This window comes from Acinetobacter johnsonii ANC 3681 (assembly GCF_000368805.1).
GTDB lineage: Bacteria > Pseudomonadota > Gammaproteobacteria > Pseudomonadales > Moraxellaceae > Acinetobacter > Acinetobacter johnsonii.
Map to the genome: position 1 here is coordinate 114,222 of NZ_KB849709.1, position 16,818 is coordinate 131,039.

The window sequence follows — 16,818 nt, forward strand, 5'->3', positions numbered from 1 at the left end:
ACTACAGTCACCTAGCGTACAACAATTGCCGAATCTATCAATTTTCTTGTCAGGGCTATCATAGACCTTCTGGATAGTTGCTCTACAATAAAGTAAAACAAAAAGGAAAAACAAATGCAGGCAGCAAATTCAACACCCCCGCAGGTAAAAATCGCCATTATTGGTGCAGGCTTTGGTGGTTTAGCTATGGCTATTCGCCTTTTGCAAAATAATATTCGTGATTTTGTAATTTTGGAAAAAGCCAGTGAAATAGGTGGCACATGGCGTGAAAACCAATATCCGGGCGCTGCTTGTGATGTACAGTCACATCTCTACTCCTTGTCTTTTTCACCCAAGACCGACTGGTCTAAACGTTATGCTGAAGCACCTGAAATTTATCAATACATGCAAACACTTACCGCTGAACATCAATTGCAGCCTTATATCCGCTTTAACACCGAAGTGTGTGCTGCACATTACTTAGACAATCAGTGTTTATGGCAACTCACCCTTAATCAAAATGAAACTCTGACCGCTCAATTTGTCATTTTTGCATCTGGTCCCCTGCATGTACCGCAAACTCCACATATTGCGGGTATCGAGAAGTTTAAAGGCAAAGTTTTCCATTCATCACAGTGGAATCATGACTATGACCTCCGCAATAAAAATGTTGCCTCTATTGGCACTGGGGGGAGCGCGATTCAATATATTCCTGAAATTGCAGAAAAAATGAAGCAACTCTACGTAATACAAAGGACAGCTGCATGGGTTATTCCTCGGGATGAACGTCGTTATTTACCCATTGAAAAAACACTGTTTAATCGATTTGATTGGTTTCGAAAAATTCATCGAGCTCGTCTGTATTGGACAAATGAATCTCGTGTAGTTCCCATTATGAAACCACAGGTCATGAAATATGCACAAAAACTAGCAGAAGCCTATATTCGCCATCAAGTCAAAGACCCTGTAACCGCAGATAAGTTAATTCCCAACTATATTATGGGTTGTAAACGCATTTTGGTCTCCAACAAGTATTACCCAAGCTTTAACCGTAAAAATGTTGAATTGGTTACCGATGATATTTTGGAATTAACTGAGGACAGTATCATCACCAAAGATGGGAAAAAGCGTGCAATTGACTGCCTCATCTATGGCACAGGTTTTGTGACTGACCCACGTATTTATCTTAAATCCTTTAGCTGTACAGGACTGAATCATGTCGAGCTTACAGACGCATGGAAAGATGGGGCCGAAAGTTACTATGGAATTAGCACCAAAGGTTTCCCAAACTTTTTTCAGCTTTTAGGGCCTAATACGGTCTTAGGTCATAACTCGGTTATTTTTATGATTGAGTCACAAGTAAATTACATTCTACAGCTCATCGAGATGGCACAAAAAGCCCAATCTCAAGCGATCGTTGTGAAAGCAGATATTCAAGATCAATTTAATCAGCATTTACAAAGTCAATTTACAGATACCATTTGGCAATCTGGCTGCGTCAGCTGGTATCAACAAGCGGATGGGAAAAATTTCTCTTTATGGCCCAGCTATACATGGAAGTATTGGCTAAAAACACGAAAAGCCAATCCAGCAGACTATCGTTTTTTAAATTCTAAGCAAGATAGTCAAGCAATAAATTAAGATCGCGGTCATAATAAGTTAGTATTTTTTCACACTTTATTTGACATGCAATCGTTTTGGTTGATTTTTCAGCTTCTTATTTGTTTAGCACTTGGATTTGTTTTGGCGCGTCGTTTACCCAAATGGCTTGAACGACTTGCCTTTCAAATCCTGCCCTATTTTACGTATATTCTCTTAATCGCAATTGCGATTGAGTTTTCAACGACTTTGCATAGCATTGCCGAACCTTGGCAGATACTCAATCATGCAGCGCTTTTAGCAGTTATGACCAGTATCGGTGCTTTCGTCTGTTGTTACATATTATTTAAACTTTTGGGCTACCAACCGAGTCATGGCAAAGTATCCATGAGCCTTGTGAGCAAGTCATTAATCAATATCAGTTATGCATTTATCGCACTGGCCTTGGGTTATGGCTTGGCAGAGCTATCTTCAGGTTTCGGCTATACACTTCATATCAGTACATGGAACTTGTTACTGGTTTTCATGTTCCTGATCGGGCTTGATTTGGCCTATTCACCACTTGATCGCTCATGGTTGAACTGGAAAATACTGCTCGTTCCACTTGGTTGTATTCTGGGTTCAATTATCGGGGCGTTTGTAACGGCCTATTTTGTGCCGAGCATTCAACTAAAAGACTTGATTATGTTATCTCAAGGTTATGGTTTCTACTCCATGACTGGCATTGTGGTCACAGAGTTAAAGAATGCACATTTAGGCAGTATTGCACTGATGAATGATTTGTTCAGAGAAATCTTTGCGATTGTGTTTATGTATATCATTGGCTGGCGTTACCCCCGCTCTGCGATTTCATCTGCAGGTGCTACAGCAATGGATGTTACACTACCGATGGTCAAACAAGCCTGTGGGAATGACTTTATTCCACATGCCATGGTGAGCGGTTTCATCCTGTCAGTTTTGGCACCAATTGTCGTCAGCGTATTGGCTGCACTATAAAGCGTAGCGCTCTATTCAATGCTGTCTTTTTATTTTGCTATTGCCACTTCGCTCACCAACAATTCTTTTTAAAATTTAATCCATAAAAAAGCCTTTCGAATGAAAGGCTTTTTAGATTTCTAGTCGCTTAAAGCGTCGCTAAAATATCTTTGAGCATCTGACACGGGTTTGCAGACTGTGTAATTGGTCGACCAATCACTAGGTGTGTTGCACCGTCTAACATTGCTTGTTTTGGCGTTACAATACGCTTTTGGTCATCCGCACTTGAACCCTCAGGGCGAATGCCCGGCGTCACCAAGGCAAACTCTGAACCCAAAGCCTCACGCAGCATTTTTGCTTCTTGCGCTGAACATACCACACCATCTAAACCACTGTCTTTAGTCAGTTTTGCTAGACGCTTGACTTGTTCAAATGGTTCAATATCTAGACCAATATCGGCTAAATCTTCACGGCCCATCGAGGTTAACACCGTTACTGCAATTAGTTGAGTATTATAATTGCCAGCCTTTAAGCGCTCAACACAGGTTTCCATCATTTTACGGCCACCTGAAGCATGGACGTTTACCATCCAAACCCCCATATCTGCAGCAGCACATACCGCTTGCGCAGTCGTATTTGGAATATCGTGAAATTTTAGATCTAGAAAGACTTCAAAGCCTTCACCATGTAAAGCTTTAACAATAGATGAGCCTTCATGGGTAAATAATTCTTTACCGACTTTTACACGGCATAATTGAGGGTCTAATTGCCCAGCAATCGTCATTGCGTCATAATGACTTTTTGCGTCTAAGGCAACAATAATACTCATGGGGAGACCCTTCAAACTCACAAAATTATGGCATTATACGGATTAAGCCTAAAACGACCAAGACTATTTTTCTAAAAACCATTTAAAATTCAAACTAAGTTCTTTATTCATATGCTTTTTATATAGTTATCAATATTTTAAAGCACAATAAAAAACGCCTTTGGCTATATATCCAAAGGCGTTTAAATCAAACTTGCTTCAATACTTCTAAGATAGAAATCTTACTTCATATTGTGGCTTAAAGCGGTGTAGATGGACGATCATTAGGATTGATATCTAACACTGTTTTTTCATGTCTTGTATGTGCTGCAGCTTCAGCAGCAGCCAACTGAGCGGATTGAATCTGCTCTTTACGAAGGTGATCAATGTCTTTACGTAGTCGCTTAATTTCCCAACCTTTCTGGAATACACGAAATACCTGAACACCAATTAACAAACCCAACACAATCCCTAAAGCCATTGTTAATAATAACAATAGGCCTAAACGCATTGCTGGAACCTGTATAAACAACAGATCAACGGTTAGCTCAGTTCCGTTTTGTAGCACTAAAGCTAGGCAGTAGCCAAACAGTACAATTAATAATGCGAATAATACGTAACGCATAAGCACCCCAATAAATTTTATTCGCCTGCAGTCTCGTTTACTGCATCACGTAATGCTTTACCTGGTTTGAAATGTGGAACAGCTTTAGCAGCCACTTCTACCGACTTACCCGTTTTAGGATTACGCCCAACACGAGGTTCACGGTGATGGAGTGCAAAACTACCAAAACCACGAATTTCAATACGATTATCAGAAGACAAAGATGCAATCATTTGATCAATCATAATCTTAACAGCTTCTTCCACTAATGGCTCTGCTAAGTGCGGGTTTTTAAGAGAAATACGCTCTATTAAGTCAGACTTATTAAGTGCTTCAGTAGTCATCTGCGACCTCTTTAATTATCAAGCTACCTTGTAGATAGATTGATAATAACCTGTTTAAATACAAAACGGTAGCGTAATAAGTGAATACTACGCTACCGTTTATTGTATTTGTGTAAAAAGTATTAGTTAACTTACATTAACAATACAATTCAAACATCTACTTAGTTGCCCATTTGAGCTTTGATCAAATCACCAATAGTCTTAGGACCATTGTCTTGACCAGTAGTTGCTGTCTTCAAGTTAGCAACTGCTTCTTTCTCTTCAGCTTCGTCTTTCGCTTTGATAGACAAGTTGATAGAGCGAGATTTACGATCTACGTTGATGATTTTCGCTTCAACTTCTTGACCAACTTCAAGGAACTTAGTTGCATCTTCAACGCGGTCGCGGTTGATTTCAGATGCTTTAAGAGTCGCTTCAACTTCGTCAGCTAACTTAAGTGTTGCGCCACGAGCGTCAACAGCAGTTACAGTACCTTTTACAAGTGCACCGCGTTCGTTAGCAGCTAAGAAATCGTTGAACGGATCGCTGTTCATTTGCTTGATGCCAAGGCTGATACGGTTGCCTTCAGCGTCTACAGACAAGATAACCGCTTCAACTGTGTCACCTTTCTTGTAACGACGGATAGCTTCTTCGCCTTGCTCGTTCCAAGAAATATCAGACAAGTGAACTAGACCATCGATACCGCCTGGTAGACCGATGAAGATACCGAAGTCAGTGATTGACTTGATCGTACCTGAAACTTTTTCACCTTTGTCGTGGTTCTTAGCAAACTCTTCCCATGGGTTAGCACGAGTTTGTTTGATACCAAGAGAAATACGACGACGCTCTTCGTCAACTTCAAGAACCATAACATCAACTTCATCACCAATCTGAACAACTTTAGATGGGTGGATGTTTTTGTTAGTGTGGTCCATTTCAGAAACGTGTACTAAACCTTCAACGCCTTCAGCGATTTCTGCGAAACAGCCGTAGTCAGTTAAGTTAGTTACGCGAGCTTTAACGATTGAACCTTTAGGGTAACGATTCATGATCGCTAACCATGGATCTTCGCCTAATTGCTTAAGACCTAAAGATACGCGGTTACGTTCTTTGTCAAACTTAAGTACTTTAACAGTAACTTCTTGACCAACTTCAACAACTTCTGATGGGTGCTTGATACGTTTCCAAGCCATGTCAGTGATGTGAAGAAGACCATCAATACCGCCAAGGTCAACGAATGCGCCGTAGTCAGTAAGATTTTTGATAGTACCAGTAACTGTTTGACCTTCTTCAAGCTGAGCAAGAAGAGCTTCACGGTCAGCTGAAGATTCAGCTTCCATAACAGCACGACGAGATACAACAACGTTGTTACGTTTAGCATCAAGTTTGATTACTTTGAATTCTAACTCTTTACCTTCTAAGTGAGTAGTATCACGAATAGGACGAGTATCAACTAAAGAACCTGGAAGGAACGCACGAACTGGACCGATGTCAACAGTGAAACCGCCTTTAACTTTACCAGAGATAACACCAGTAACGATTTCGCCGTCTTCAAAGATTTTTTCAAGTTTAGTCCAAGTTTCAGCACGTTTCGCTTTTTCACGTGATAAAACTGTTTGACCCATGCCGTTGTCAAGCGCTTCAACAACAACATCAACAGTGTCGCCAACTTGAACTTCAAGTTCGCGTTGTTCATTTAAGAATTCAGCGCGGTCAACAATACCTTCTGATTTAAGGCCAGTGTCAACTGTTACCCAATCAGAATCGATGTTTACTACAACGCCTTGGATGACAGCACCCTTTTCAACGTTGAGGTTTAATTCGCTTTCTTCAAAGAGGGCTGCAAAAGATTCGGTCATGATATACCTGATAAAGTCAGCGGTCTTGGATCAGACAAGGCCGGTTTAGTTAAGCGTCTACATAGTCCATTTTGAACTGATCAAGCTATGCTTCTGCTGAATATAAAAATTCGTTAGTTTGCTAATTGCTTATCGATATAAGCCGTCATAAGCTGAAATACCTCATCAATGTTCAATTCAGAACTATCAATGATGTAGGCATCAGCTGCTGGTCTGAGTGGAGCAACTTCGCGCTCCATGTCACGTTTATCACGCGCCTCAATATTAGCTAAAATATCGTTTATTTTAGCATCCAGCCCCATACCCTGCAACTGCTTTACTCTGCGTTCAGCACGAGATTGGGCTGAAGCGGTTAAATAAATCTTGGCTTGAGCCTCTGGAAAGATAGATGTTGCCATGTCTCGGCCATCTGCAACCAAGCCTGGTGCTTGTGCAAAAGCATGCTGACGGTCGACTAACGCAGCTCTAAGCTCAGGAATTGTTGCAACTTTTGATGCAAACTCACCAACTCGCTCAGTTCGAATGGTTTGACTAACGTCTTCGCCATTAAGCAAGACTTGTGTGCCTTGTGCGGAACTTAAAAATTGTATGTCTAAATGTTTAGCAATTTCGACACATTGACTCAGTTCGCTTGACAAAGCATCTAACAAATCTTGTTGATGCAATGACAGGCCCAACAAGCGATATAACGCTCCCGAATCAAGTAAATGAAATTGATAATGAGCTGCTATTTTCGCAGCCAGTGTGCCCTTACCCGAACCACTTGGACCATCAATTGTGATTATTTGAACTGTCATTGCTTACCCAAAGTTTGTTATACAGATTTAGCGAGTTTTGAAAAACCTAGTTTAATCGCAGATTTAAGCTGTGCAAGGATTAATTTACTCACAAAAGGTGCACGTGCCTGTAATTCAATCGTATAGGTCACTAAAGTTTTATTCGAGTCAATCGGCTCAAACTCAATAATACCCAAATGATGTTTGATGAGTGGATTTTTAATAATTTTGTATTCAATGCGCTCATTCACATTCATTAATGTAATTTGTTCTTGCAACGGCTTAATTGGGCCAAAACCCATACGACGCACAGAACCAAGCCCATCTGGACGTTCTGGATCTGCCGAATCTTTCACTCGCACCACTTGAACTGGTGCAAAAGCGACGTTATACGTTGAGTGCTTAGAAAGTAAATCAAACACCTGCTCTACGGGTGCATTAAATTCTTTTTTAATCTGAATATTGTTCATGGTGGTTCCAACGCCTTATTTGACAATAATTATTGTCATTTCATTTTACATGAAATTATTATTTTACGAATGGATTCACCCCTTTTCTTGTAGACGAGATAGTCGCTTTTGTTCGCGGCGCATTTTAAAAAAGTGACTGAGCTGCTGTGAGCATTGCTCATGTAAACAACCCGACTCAACCAAGAACTGATGATTATAATAGCCCGTTTCAAATAATTTACGTGCACTTATAAGAGAGCCCGCTTTCGGCTCTGTCGCACCAAATACCACTTTTGAAACGCGTGCATGCACCAAAGCACCTACACACATGGTACAAGGCTCAAGCGTCACATACATGACCGCATCATCAGGTAAACGATAATTTTGTGTATTTTGGCAAGCATCGCGAAGTGCTTGAACCTCGGCATGCGCGGTAGGGTCATTTAGCGTAATAGGCGCATTAAAGCCCGAACCAATAATTTTATTTTGACTCACAATGACTGCCCCGACCGGGACTTCACCTTTTGACGCTGCAATAGCAGCCTGCTCTAAAGCAAGCTGCATCCATTCACTATCTGTTTTTAAAACATCAGTCATAAAGATTAGATTACATCATAATGTTTAAGGAGTTCATTCCAGCTTTCAATACTCGTTGTTGGTGGATTACCAGCGAAAATACCCTTTAAGCTGTTATTGACCCCTTGTTTCCATGCTGGTGACAAGTCTTTATCCACTAAACGCGCACGCACACCCTCAACAAAGTCTGCATGACGAATTTTCCAGTCCGAAATTTGCGTTTCAAGCTCAAACACTTCATTCCAAGAATGAACCTGCTTACCCCACTGCCATAACAACCATGTTAATGCAGCCGTTGTTGGTGAGCCTTTTTGTAAGTTCTCACTGGCTTGACGAAGCCAATCGCTACGCGCATCACTTAAACCAACAATAGCATCATAATCAAGCTCGAAGTTCACACCACGACATACACTATGAATGACATCCAAAGAGTTCTGTAATGGGCCTGGACCTACCGGACGATGCATACTGTTTAATGTGTCATCAATGGCTCTAAAATCACCTGCTGGATAATGACTCCAGTCAATATTAATGACTTTCTCAAGCACCGTATTACGCTGTGCATCACAGATATGTGTTGCCCAACCAATACCATATGCGCCCGCAGCCGTCATGATTGAACCCGTTAAACCTGTAAACAGACCAATTGCTCCACGATCCGCCAAGAAACGTGTTGCACCCACATCTGGGTACAAACCAATATTAATTTCAGGCATCGCTAAACGTGAATGCGGTGTCACCAAACGGAATGGCGCTGCCATAAACAGACCTAAACCACCGCCCATGACATAACCTTCACCCCATACCAAGACAGGCTTAGCATAGTTGTGCAGTAATAAATCTAAAGCATATTCTTGCTCAAAGAACTGATTAGCTGTTTCAACTTCATCATTAATAACCAGTTGACGAAGTTTACGTACATCACCACCCGCACAGAATGCTTTTGGTGTGGTTGAATCCAACCAAATGGCTTTTACTGCGTCATCACTATGAAAATCTTGAAACACTTCAAATAAAGCTGAAACAATCGTTTCATCTAAAGCGTGAAGTGATTTTGGTCTATTCAGACGAACAATGCGCCAACCATTTTTTGCTTCTTCTACAATCAAATCTGGATGGTAGTTTTTAGAAACGGGAGAATATGTCATGCGTCCAGCTGCCAATCTATAGGCTCAATGCCATGTTGTTTAAGATAATTATTGGATTTTGAAAAAACTTTACAACCGAAGAATCCACCACGGTTTGCTGCCAAAGGTGACGGATGTGCCGCCTTTAACACCAAATGCTTTTCTTGATCAATCCGTTGTCCTTTCCGCTGCGCATATGCTCCCCAAAGAATAAAAACAATATGCTCGCGCTGTTCATTTAAAACATCAATCACATGATCGGTAAAGTCTTCCCAACCTTGTTTTTGATGTGATGTGGGTTGACCAGCTTCAACGGTTAATACACTGTTCAACAGCAAAACGCCTTGCTGCGCCCACCGAGTTAAATCCCCATGTTTAGGAATATCAATTCCTAAATCTTTATTTAACTCATGGAAAATATTACGTAAAGATGGTGGTAAAGCAAGCCCCTTTTGCACAGAGAAACTGAGCCCATGTGCCTGATTCGGCCCATGATATGGGTCTTGTCCGAGTATTACCACTTTTACATTCGCCAAAGGCGTCGTATTAAATGCATTAAAAATCAGCGCATTTGGCGGATAAATCACTTTATTCGCTTTTATTTCTGTAACAAGAAACTGCTTTAACGCATCCATCTTAGTACTAAGCAAAAAGTCACTTAATCCATGCTTCCAACTGGCATCCAGCTGAATTTTATCAAGCTTGGTTTGCTGTTGTTCTGTTAAAGACATACTTGTGCCTTATTCCCTTACTGTATATTCTGTGACAAATTTCACAGTTTGACTTGTAATTCTACATTCGGATTGTGAAATTGGATACCTTCTTTTAATTTGGTATACATTTCAGTGTCCGCCCATTCCGCTTGGATTTGTTCTGAAAACTCAATCTGGCTTAAATCTAAAAGCCCCATCTGTGTATTTTCAATATCTTCAATAAAACTCTGCGCATAGCCCGTATCGGTCTCATGCACAATCACCGAGTACACTTCCACATCGCCTTCACCGTTTTGAGTCACGGTCGACGCAAGTACTTGCTGTGCAAGATAAAAGAAAATACGTGAAAATTGTTCAGCCGATGGCGAAACAGGTAGCGACACCCAACGTGCACTAAAGGTTTTACATGCTAGGATATATTCTGGATCATCGTTTTGCCAAAAACAAATCGCATGATCAAAAGAGTCATAAAGGTCTTTAATCACCCCTTTCAGCAAGCCAAAGTCATAAACCATTTGACCATGATCTAATTTCGATGCTTTGAGGAGTAATTCAACTTTATAACTATGACCATGAATGGAGCGTTTACAACGATCCGATGTACAGTTGCGTACAATATGGGCATTTTCAAACTTAAATAACTTACGAATTAACATATGCCGTAATGCAATCAAACTTTCTGAGAATTGACTTTAATTATAAAGCAAAAGTAAACCTATGCTCATTTATTTTATTGTTCAATCCAATTGGTAAATCATATCAGCCTTACATTTAGCCTTTAAAAAGGTGACATACTCCGATAAGCCACATATACCGCTTGATCTTTTCGCACCAAATCACTACTAAACTGACGCTTACGCTCATTCAACAAGATTTCAATTCTGGCTTTAAAATAGTTCGATTGAACTCCGAGAAAATCATTAACAGTAGCCCGCTGAGCTTCGTCCACTTGTTTAAACGGATCGACCTCCCACAGTTCATTCATATTGGAAAAATGCTCCAAATTGGCCTGTCTTTGCTTTTGTAAATTTTGAATAGCAGATACATCCAACTTAGGATCAATGCTGGCCAACACCAGCGCAGGTGCAGTATTTACATTCACCTTTAATTCATTACTCGGTAAAGCACTCACATAAGGTGCAATCAGTTGATAGTTACGCCCCTCAAACCCACGCACCAACTTCAACTGTTCAACATTATAAAAAGCACGATTTGATGTCAGATAACCCTGAGCTAAACTTTGATAATAAGCAGATTCAGCACCCATCGGGCCACTGACTTCATCATCTTCATCTTGCCAATCAATCACTGCTTCTGAAAGCTGTGCAGGCAATCCAACACGTACCAACAGCTTTTCAAACCAAAGTTTTGCAGCCTCATTCGGCTTTTTATCCGACTTAACTAAAGCATTTAAATTAAATTTTCCCGACTCATCTTCTAAACGTCCAGAAACAAAACCATCTTCCACTGGAAAAGCAGGCATAGGCTTTGCCCACGTTTCTTGTAGATGATCAACCTCTGCTGCATTTTGAGCATCATCCACCAATAACTCAGAAAAAAAAGCTTCAGCACTTTTTGCATATAACAGAGCTTGGTTTTGTCGCATTAAATAGGCTGTACTCTCTGCGGTATTACGCTGATGTTTCGCAATCGTAGCCGCAAGGATAGTTGCTAAAGCCACCATCACCAAAATGGTGATCAATGCAATGCCATTCTGAGAGCGCTTCAAAACATCCACCTATTTACAACGAATACATTTAAGGAAAAATGTTTTTGCATAGAGTCCGTGAGTTTCATATCCTGCAACTTAATTTTTTTGTTTTAAAAAGTCTGTATTTAATAAACTAAACACCCATTCATAACTCACTTCATTGACAGTGAGGTTTATTTTTAAACCGCGCGGTAGTATTTTTGCCTGAGTCACATCATTTTCACTCAATGCCACCTCAGGCCATTGTGCCATTTCATTGGGATTGAGTAACATAATTTGAAATTGATCAACTGAATCAAGTAAAACACTGGTTTCAGGTTGATCATTACCTGTTTGATTTAAATTTTTATATTTATAACGGTACAGTTTTTTTTCATCTGCTTTATAAATATATTCAACTCGCTCTTCAGGCGGTATACCTTGCATTAAAGGATCAGTCACGCCAGTTTTACTAAAGGTCAACTGACCATTTTGCAACATGACTGCGGGTTGAACCTGCCCCGCAACATTGGCAGTAATTGGTACAATTTGCACAGTGTCACGTAACACTTGTTGATATGCTTCTTGTAGTTGACCTAAGCGCTGTTCATGTTGGGTATTACGCTCTTTAATCTTGATCAGATAATCAAAAACCTTCCAACCCAAAGCTGAAAGCACAGCAAAAATCGCGATTGCCACCAATAACTCAACCAAAGTAAAGCCTGAGCGTTTTGTCATGGTTGGCTTCCATCACGATGGTTAAAAAAAACTAAACTCGTAACACCCGAATCTACTTTTCCAGTTTCAGTATTCACCAAGCTCACTTGTACATTGACGCGTTGCACATTAGCACTAATCGTTGCTTGCGCTGATTTATCAATTTGCCAAGTTTCACCTTGTTGGGTGATTTGTTTAGAGGCCGTGCCTTGTAGCCAATCACGGTTGATTTCCATCATAGAAATTTCATTCAAGGCAACAAATTGTGCCTTGGTACGCAAGATGGCATAGGCTGTAGACTGAGTATATTGCATACCCACTTTGGTTAAAGCGACCGCTGCTGTAGCAAAAATAGCCAGCGCCACCATCACTTCCAGCAATGTAAATCCTGAGCGAGGATTAATGAGATGGCATTTCATCCGAGCGCAAGCCGGCAGACTATTCTTTAAATCTTTAGCTCGCATTTATTTTACCCAAATGATCAATTTCAATTTCTGCACCCACGGGCTCATTGGCATAATAAAATTGAATACGAACAGGTTTGGCTTCGCCATTCCCCAACCAAATCAGTTTAGGTGCATTCTCTTGGGTTAAATCATCGTTTCGGGCTTGGGAAACATCATAGTCTAAAGATTGCACAGCAAAAGAAACATTTTTGGCTAACACTTGCTGCGGGAACTCATTATATTTTTGCCATTTTTGATGATTCAGCATTGCATTATTTTGCTGTTCTGTGGGTATTGTAAATTGAGGATTTTTATATTCAACAACAGCATAAGAAAAATCAGCCACATCGGTCGCAGGATGAACCTCTAGTGCCAAAACACGTGCTTGATCATTTGCCTCACGTGCAATTTTCTGTACATCCATGATAAAAAAATCACGGGCTTGCGCTGCTTTACGTTGATCGACTCCATTGATATTCAACATCACCAATGACGCCATAATGGCCATAATAACAATAACCACCATCAATTCAACCAGTGTAAATCCTTGAATCCTTGAAGATGGTTTCTGTTTCATACATTCTATCCGCTAGGCAAGATATCCTGCTGCGCCCGTTTGTTTAGGCATAGCCAGAGCTTGGTCAATGTAAGCCACACGCAAAGTATCGCGCGAACCCAAATATCGTTGATAAAAACTAGAGTTCAAAATCGCTGCGGCACCATGCGTCAAAGACCAAATCGATGCCAAATAATCACGAACTGTCATTTGACTTTCTATCGACTCCAAATACCGCTCGGTCATACGAATAATTAAACGTAGACGTTGCTTTCGAATTTGATAAAGTTCAGTAAATAAATGATAGATCCCAACACCCGTGGTCGATAATCGCTCTTCTATTTGATGAAACAACACGGTGCGTTCAGGATGATGCAAATGATGTAACATAAAAAATGCTAGATGTTCAGGGAATTGTTTATCTGTATCTTTAATCATTTCAAGCAACATTTGCTCATTACGAATAATGAGCAACATGTAGAGTTCATCTTTACTTTGAAAATGTTTATAAAGCGTACCTTTTGCTAGATCTAATTCTGCAGCCAATGCATCAAGGGTCATCCCTGCTTCGCCATTCTCTAAAAGCAACTGTTCAGCCACTTGGAAAATTAACGCTTCTCTTGCTCGAAACTGAGCCTGACGATCCATTTTCACCCTAGTACTCTCTTATACGCTTTTATCGTTTCAATTTATTTACTTCATGTTGAGAAGGTTTTCAAAGTTCTGTGTTGTGATGAAAGCCATCTCTTCCAAGGACTTATCATATACATCTGCCAAGGCTTTGGCTACATAAGGAACGTACTTTGGCTCATTAGACTTTCCTCTATATGGCATCGGTGCCAAATAAGGACTATCTGTCTCAATTAATAGGCGATCTAAAGGAACTTGCTTCGCCACATCACGCAGGTCTTGCGCATTTTTAAAAGATACAATCCCTGAAAATGACACATAGTAACCGCAGTCTAAGACAGCTTTGGCCGTTTCCCAGTCTTCGGTAAAACAATGCAAAATCCCATGGGTCGATTTTTCGGCGCGAATAATATCGACAGTATCGTGCTTGGCAGAACGGGTATGCACAACAACTGGTTTTTTTACAGCTCGTGAAGCATGAATATGTCGTGCAAAACAGTCTTTTTGCTCAGCGATGAAATCTGTACTATGAAAATAATCGAGCCCAGTCTCACCAATTGCCCAAACTTTTTCAGGCTGTGCCAACTCAATTAAATAGTCTGTGGTCGCGCGGGCCATGGTTTCAGGATCTTCACAAGGATGCACCCCGACGCTATAGCCCACATCATCATGCCGTGCCGCAATTTTTGCTAGCTCAAGATGATCATCAAGATCAACCGAGATACTCATAAAGCGATGAACGCCCGCTGCACGTGCTTGCGCTAATGCTAAATCCAAATCCCCATCATAAGGGGTTAAATCCAGCATGGTTAAATGGCAGTGTGTATCTACAAACACAGGCATTTCCTACTTCATATACTTAATTACATAGTGTAACTAGTTCGCCCTTCAGACTTAAGACCTGCAAGCAACTTTTCCACTTCTGATTTGTAATAAACCCCTTTCTCCCCAGAAAGTTGAATACCAAATCCTTGGAGTTTGATTCCATTTTGCTTTTGCGAGATCCAAATCACTTTACCTGTGAGAGGAATTTTCTGTGCTTGCTCTGGCAATGTTGCCAAAACAAAGACCTCCTCTCCCATTTTTACAGGTTGTTTGGATGGAATAAATAAACCTCCACCAACCACAAAAGGCATATAGCTTGCATATAATGTTGCTTTATCTGGAATATTGGCTTGAATGATTCCGCCCATACGTGGTTGCATAAAATTCCCCTGTTTTAAACATCCATCAACCGAATACACAATTGGTCGAGCACTAAATTAGTTTGTACGTTTTGTTCAATATATTGTTTTGACTGTTGCAACTCGGCATAAATTGAAAACAAAGTTTCAAGTGAATACCGTTCTGCCAGCACACTGAAATCCAAATCAGTGTTTTTTAATTGCTGATTTAGCTTGACACAAATCAAATCTGACAACAAGTACTCAAACATTTGACTAAAATCACTAAATGTCAGCGCTTTATTCCACTTGGTCGCAATTGCCATCGGCATATTTTTATCCATCACCAACTTTTGCCAATCTTTTAAAAATTCAGCACGTTGAGGAATCCATTCACTCTCGGACAATGTAATTGCCTGCAGCGGCATATGATTGGACAAATTCATCAACAAATGTTGCTGTGCCAAATCGCTATGGGACAAATACTGATTTAAAAATTGCTCTGCTTGCTGTTCATTTATGCGATCCAAAGCAAAATGTTGCAAACGACTGCGAATGGTTGCAGGCAGTTTTAAATAATGATCTGCCAATAAAATGATAACAACACGATCACCTGGTTCTTCAAGCGTTTTCAATAAAGCATTGGCTGAAGCTGTATTTAAAGCTTCGGCTGGTTCAATAATGATGACGCGCCAACCATCTACCGTTTGCTGCACAAAAGGTAGCAGATCACGAATTTTCTCAATTTTGATCTTGGCATTTTGTTTCTTATTGTCTTCATCGGTAGTGATGTGTACATAATTGGGGTGTGTATCCGCCTTTAACCACTGACAACTCCCACACTCCCCACAGGCCAAATGATTTGGCTGCCGCTTCGCACATAAGACCCAAGCAAGAAACTGCTCAGCAAAAATCTCTTTACCACAACCTTTTTTGCCATAAAACAATAAGCCATGACCAATATTGGGAAAGCGTGTGGTTAAAGTTTCCCAAACATTTTGATGCCACGGATAAATCTCCTCAGGCAGCGTTTGCTTCATGTATACGACCTAAGTTCTATTATGCAAAATGAGCCACATCCATGGCATTTAAACGATCTAAATCTTCTTGTGTATCCACACCCGGTGGTAAGTTCGCTTCTGCGATATCAATGGCAATACGATGTCCATTTTCCAAAACACGCAGTTGCTCTAAGCTTTCGAGCGTTTCAAGTGTACCCATATCCCATGTCACATATTCTTGGAGCAATTTCACGCGGTAAGCATACAAGCCCAAATGACGGAAGGCTTGTTTATGCAACGTTTGTTGCACTTGCTTTGCAGCATCTCGGTCATATGGAATAGTGGCACGACTAAAGTAAAGTGCTTGTTTGTACTTCGACATCACCACTTTAACAATACTGTCACGTTTAAATTCATCTAAATGCTGAATTGGTTCACACAAGGTCGACATTGAACAATCGGCTTGTGACTCTAAAAGTTGCGCGACTTGCTTAACCAAAGCCGCTGGCAATAACGGCTCATCACCTTGAACATTCACAATGATATCTTCACTAGCCCAGCCCTTAATTTTTGCCACTTCACTAAGGCGGTCTGTTCCCGAAGGATGATCCGCTGAGGTCAACACTACATCCACGCCTTCAGCCATGCAAAGATCATAAATTCGCTGATCATCCGTTGCAACGCAGAGATCATCAAAACCTTCCACTTTCTTCGCCTGATCAACGACCCGTAAAATCATTTCACGGCCATGAATTTTAAGGAGTGGTTTTCCAGATAAACGTGTGCTTGCGAAACGCGCAGGAATAACAATATGCTTCATAAAAGAC

Annotated in this window: 21 protein-coding genes; 2 read left to right on the forward strand and 19 right to left on the reverse strand. The window is 40.7% G+C overall.

Annotation, left to right across the window (positions count from 1 at the left end; translation table 11 throughout):
* The first annotated feature begins 114 nt into the window (after positions 1-114).
* Complete coding sequence (locus F946_RS16350; protein WP_004984811.1) at positions 115-1,620, forward strand: flavin-containing monooxygenase; 1,506 nt, start codon at positions 115-117, stop codon at positions 1,618-1,620.
* A 45-nt stretch (positions 1,621-1,665) separates the two neighbouring features.
* The gene (locus F946_RS16355; RefSeq protein ID WP_004984813.1) at positions 1,666-2,574 is read left to right on the forward strand and encodes a LysO family transporter; all 909 of its coding nucleotides are present in this window, start codon (positions 1,666-1,668) and stop codon (positions 2,572-2,574) included.
* Positions 2,575-2,701: 127 nt separating this feature from the next.
* Here F946_RS16355 and pyrF read toward each other — a convergent pair whose 3' ends face one another.
* From pyrF to kdsB, 19 genes are all read right to left on the reverse strand, one after another.
* Positions 2,702-3,382, reverse strand: a complete 681-nt coding sequence (gene pyrF, locus F946_RS16360; RefSeq protein ID WP_004984814.1) for an orotidine-5'-phosphate decarboxylase — start codon at positions 3,380-3,382, stop codon at positions 2,702-2,704.
* Positions 3,383-3,620: 238 nt separating this feature from the next.
* Positions 3,621-3,986 (reverse strand): lipopolysaccharide assembly protein LapA domain-containing protein, encoded by a 366-nt coding sequence (locus tag F946_RS16365; RefSeq protein WP_004696867.1) that lies wholly within the window; start codon positions 3,984-3,986, stop codon positions 3,621-3,623.
* Positions 3,987-4,003: 17 nt separating this feature from the next.
* Positions 4,004-4,309 (reverse strand): integration host factor subunit beta, encoded by a 306-nt coding sequence (locus F946_RS16370; protein ID WP_004696865.1) that lies wholly within the window; start codon positions 4,307-4,309, stop codon positions 4,004-4,006.
* Between the two features lie 161 nt (positions 4,310-4,470).
* Complete coding sequence (gene rpsA / locus F946_RS16375; RefSeq protein WP_004696863.1) at positions 4,471-6,147, reverse strand: 30S ribosomal protein S1; 1,677 nt, start codon at positions 6,145-6,147, stop codon at positions 4,471-4,473.
* Positions 6,148-6,260: 113 nt separating this feature from the next.
* The gene (gene cmk, locus F946_RS16380; protein WP_004984817.1) at positions 6,261-6,944 is read right to left on the reverse strand and encodes a (d)CMP kinase; all 684 of its coding nucleotides are present in this window, start codon (positions 6,942-6,944) and stop codon (positions 6,261-6,263) included.
* A 17-nt stretch (positions 6,945-6,961) separates the two neighbouring features.
* Positions 6,962-7,393: an SRPBCC family protein gene (locus F946_RS16385; RefSeq protein WP_004696860.1), complete on the reverse strand. Its 432-nt coding sequence runs from the start codon at positions 7,391-7,393 to the stop codon at positions 6,962-6,964.
* 75 nt (positions 7,394-7,468) lie between these two features.
* Positions 7,469-7,969: a tRNA adenosine(34) deaminase TadA gene (tadA, locus tag F946_RS16390; protein WP_004984825.1), complete on the reverse strand. Its 501-nt coding sequence runs from the start codon at positions 7,967-7,969 to the stop codon at positions 7,469-7,471.
* 5 nt (positions 7,970-7,974) lie between these two features.
* Entirely contained in the window at positions 7,975-9,096 is a 1,122-nt protein-coding gene (locus tag F946_RS16395; protein WP_004984828.1) for an enoyl-CoA hydratase/isomerase family protein, read from the reverse strand.
* On the reverse strand, positions 9,093-9,806 hold the full coding sequence (gene ung / locus F946_RS16400) for a uracil-DNA glycosylase (protein ID WP_004696856.1): 714 nt from the start codon (positions 9,804-9,806) through the stop codon (positions 9,093-9,095). The genes F946_RS16395 and ung overlap by 4 nt, the downstream gene beginning before the upstream one ends.
* 41 nt (positions 9,807-9,847) lie before the next feature.
* Positions 9,848-10,444: a 6-pyruvoyl trahydropterin synthase family protein gene (locus tag F946_RS16405; RefSeq protein WP_004984830.1), complete on the reverse strand. Its 597-nt coding sequence runs from the start codon at positions 10,442-10,444 to the stop codon at positions 9,848-9,850.
* A 122-nt stretch (positions 10,445-10,566) separates the two neighbouring features.
* The gene (gene gspK, locus F946_RS16410) at positions 10,567-11,517 is read right to left on the reverse strand and encodes a type II secretion system minor pseudopilin GspK (protein ID WP_004984832.1); all 951 of its coding nucleotides are present in this window, start codon (positions 11,515-11,517) and stop codon (positions 10,567-10,569) included.
* Between the two features lie 78 nt (positions 11,518-11,595).
* Positions 11,596-12,216 (reverse strand): type II secretion system minor pseudopilin GspJ, encoded by a 621-nt coding sequence (gene gspJ / locus F946_RS16415; protein WP_004984837.1) that lies wholly within the window; start codon positions 12,214-12,216, stop codon positions 11,596-11,598.
* Positions 12,213-12,614, reverse strand: coding sequence for a type II secretion system minor pseudopilin GspI (gspI, locus tag F946_RS16420; protein WP_051064966.1), 402 nt, complete (start codon positions 12,612-12,614; stop codon positions 12,213-12,215). The genes gspJ and gspI overlap by 4 nt, the downstream gene beginning before the upstream one ends.
* A 34-nt stretch (positions 12,615-12,648) precedes the next feature.
* Positions 12,649-13,218 (reverse strand): type II secretion system protein, encoded by a 570-nt coding sequence (locus F946_RS16425; RefSeq protein WP_004984845.1) that lies wholly within the window; start codon positions 13,216-13,218, stop codon positions 12,649-12,651.
* A 12-nt stretch (positions 13,219-13,230) separates the two neighbouring features.
* Positions 13,231-13,845 carry a TetR/AcrR family transcriptional regulator gene (locus F946_RS16430; RefSeq protein ID WP_004696845.1) on the reverse strand — a complete coding sequence of 205 codons (615 nt, stop codon included), beginning with the start codon at positions 13,843-13,845 and terminating at the stop codon, positions 13,231-13,233.
* A 45-nt stretch (positions 13,846-13,890) separates the two neighbouring features.
* Entirely contained in the window at positions 13,891-14,664 is a 774-nt protein-coding gene (locus F946_RS16435; protein ID WP_004984847.1) for a TatD family hydrolase, read from the reverse strand.
* Positions 14,665-14,690: 26 nt separating this feature from the next.
* Positions 14,691-15,032 (reverse strand): PilZ domain-containing protein, encoded by a 342-nt coding sequence (locus F946_RS16440; RefSeq protein ID WP_004984850.1) that lies wholly within the window; start codon positions 15,030-15,032, stop codon positions 14,691-14,693.
* A gap of 14 nt (positions 15,033-15,046) precedes the next feature.
* Positions 15,047-16,030 carry a DNA polymerase III subunit delta' C-terminal domain-containing protein gene (locus F946_RS16445; protein WP_004984852.1) on the reverse strand — a complete coding sequence of 328 codons (984 nt, stop codon included), beginning with the start codon at positions 16,028-16,030 and terminating at the stop codon, positions 15,047-15,049.
* 19 nt (positions 16,031-16,049) lie between these two features.
* Positions 16,050-16,811 carry a 3-deoxy-manno-octulosonate cytidylyltransferase gene (gene kdsB / locus F946_RS16450; RefSeq protein ID WP_004984853.1) on the reverse strand — a complete coding sequence of 254 codons (762 nt, stop codon included), beginning with the start codon at positions 16,809-16,811 and terminating at the stop codon, positions 16,050-16,052.
* Positions 16,812-16,818: the final 7 nt, after the last annotated feature.

Excerpts from the sequence above, each read along its gene's own strand:
- F946_RS16350 (WP_004984811.1), top strand. The coding sequence starts at position 115 with ATGCAGGCAGCAAATTCAACACCCCCGCAGGTAAAAATCGCCATTATT.
- F946_RS16355 (WP_004984813.1), top strand. The coding sequence starts at position 1,666 with ATGCAATCGTTTTGGTTGATTTTTCAGCTTCTTATTTGTTTAGCACTT.
- pyrF (WP_004984814.1), bottom strand. The coding sequence starts at position 3,382 with ATGAGTATTATTGTTGCCTTAGACGCAAAAAGTCATTATGACGCAATG.
- F946_RS16365 (WP_004696867.1), bottom strand. The coding sequence starts at position 3,986 with ATGCGTTACGTATTATTCGCATTATTAATTGTACTGTTTGGCTACTGC.
- F946_RS16370 (WP_004696865.1), bottom strand. The coding sequence starts at position 4,309 with ATGACTACTGAAGCACTTAATAAGTCTGACTTAATAGAGCGTATTTCT.
- rpsA (WP_004696863.1), bottom strand. The coding sequence starts at position 6,147 with ATGACCGAATCTTTTGCAGCCCTCTTTGAAGAAAGCGAATTAAACCTC.
- cmk (WP_004984817.1), bottom strand. The coding sequence starts at position 6,944 with ATGACAGTTCAAATAATCACAATTGATGGTCCAAGTGGTTCGGGTAAG.
- F946_RS16385 (WP_004696860.1), bottom strand. The coding sequence starts at position 7,393 with ATGAACAATATTCAGATTAAAAAAGAATTTAATGCACCCGTAGAGCAG.
- tadA (WP_004984825.1), bottom strand. The coding sequence starts at position 7,969 with ATGACTGATGTTTTAAAAACAGATAGTGAATGGATGCAGCTTGCTTTA.
- F946_RS16395 (WP_004984828.1), bottom strand. The coding sequence starts at position 9,096 with ATGACATATTCTCCCGTTTCTAAAAACTACCATCCAGATTTGATTGTA.
- ung (WP_004696856.1), bottom strand. The coding sequence starts at position 9,806 with ATGTCTTTAACAGAACAACAGCAAACCAAGCTTGATAAAATTCAGCTG.
- F946_RS16405 (WP_004984830.1), bottom strand. The coding sequence starts at position 10,444 with ATGTTAATTCGTAAGTTATTTAAGTTTGAAAATGCCCATATTGTACGC.
- gspJ (WP_004984837.1), bottom strand. The coding sequence starts at position 12,216 with ATGACAAAACGCTCAGGCTTTACTTTGGTTGAGTTATTGGTGGCAATC.
- gspI (WP_051064966.1), bottom strand. The coding sequence starts at position 12,614 with ATGAAATGCCATCTCATTAATCCTCGCTCAGGATTTACATTGCTGGAA.
- F946_RS16425 (WP_004984845.1), bottom strand. The coding sequence starts at position 13,218 with ATGAAACAGAAACCATCTTCAAGGATTCAAGGATTTACACTGGTTGAA.
- F946_RS16430 (WP_004696845.1), bottom strand. The coding sequence starts at position 13,845 with ATGGATCGTCAGGCTCAGTTTCGAGCAAGAGAAGCGTTAATTTTCCAA.
- F946_RS16440 (WP_004984850.1), bottom strand. The coding sequence starts at position 15,032 with ATGCAACCACGTATGGGCGGAATCATTCAAGCCAATATTCCAGATAAA.
- F946_RS16445 (WP_004984852.1), bottom strand. The coding sequence starts at position 16,030 with ATGAAGCAAACGCTGCCTGAGGAGATTTATCCGTGGCATCAAAATGTT.
- kdsB (WP_004984853.1), bottom strand. The coding sequence starts at position 16,811 with ATGAAGCATATTGTTATTCCTGCGCGTTTCGCAAGCACACGTTTATCT.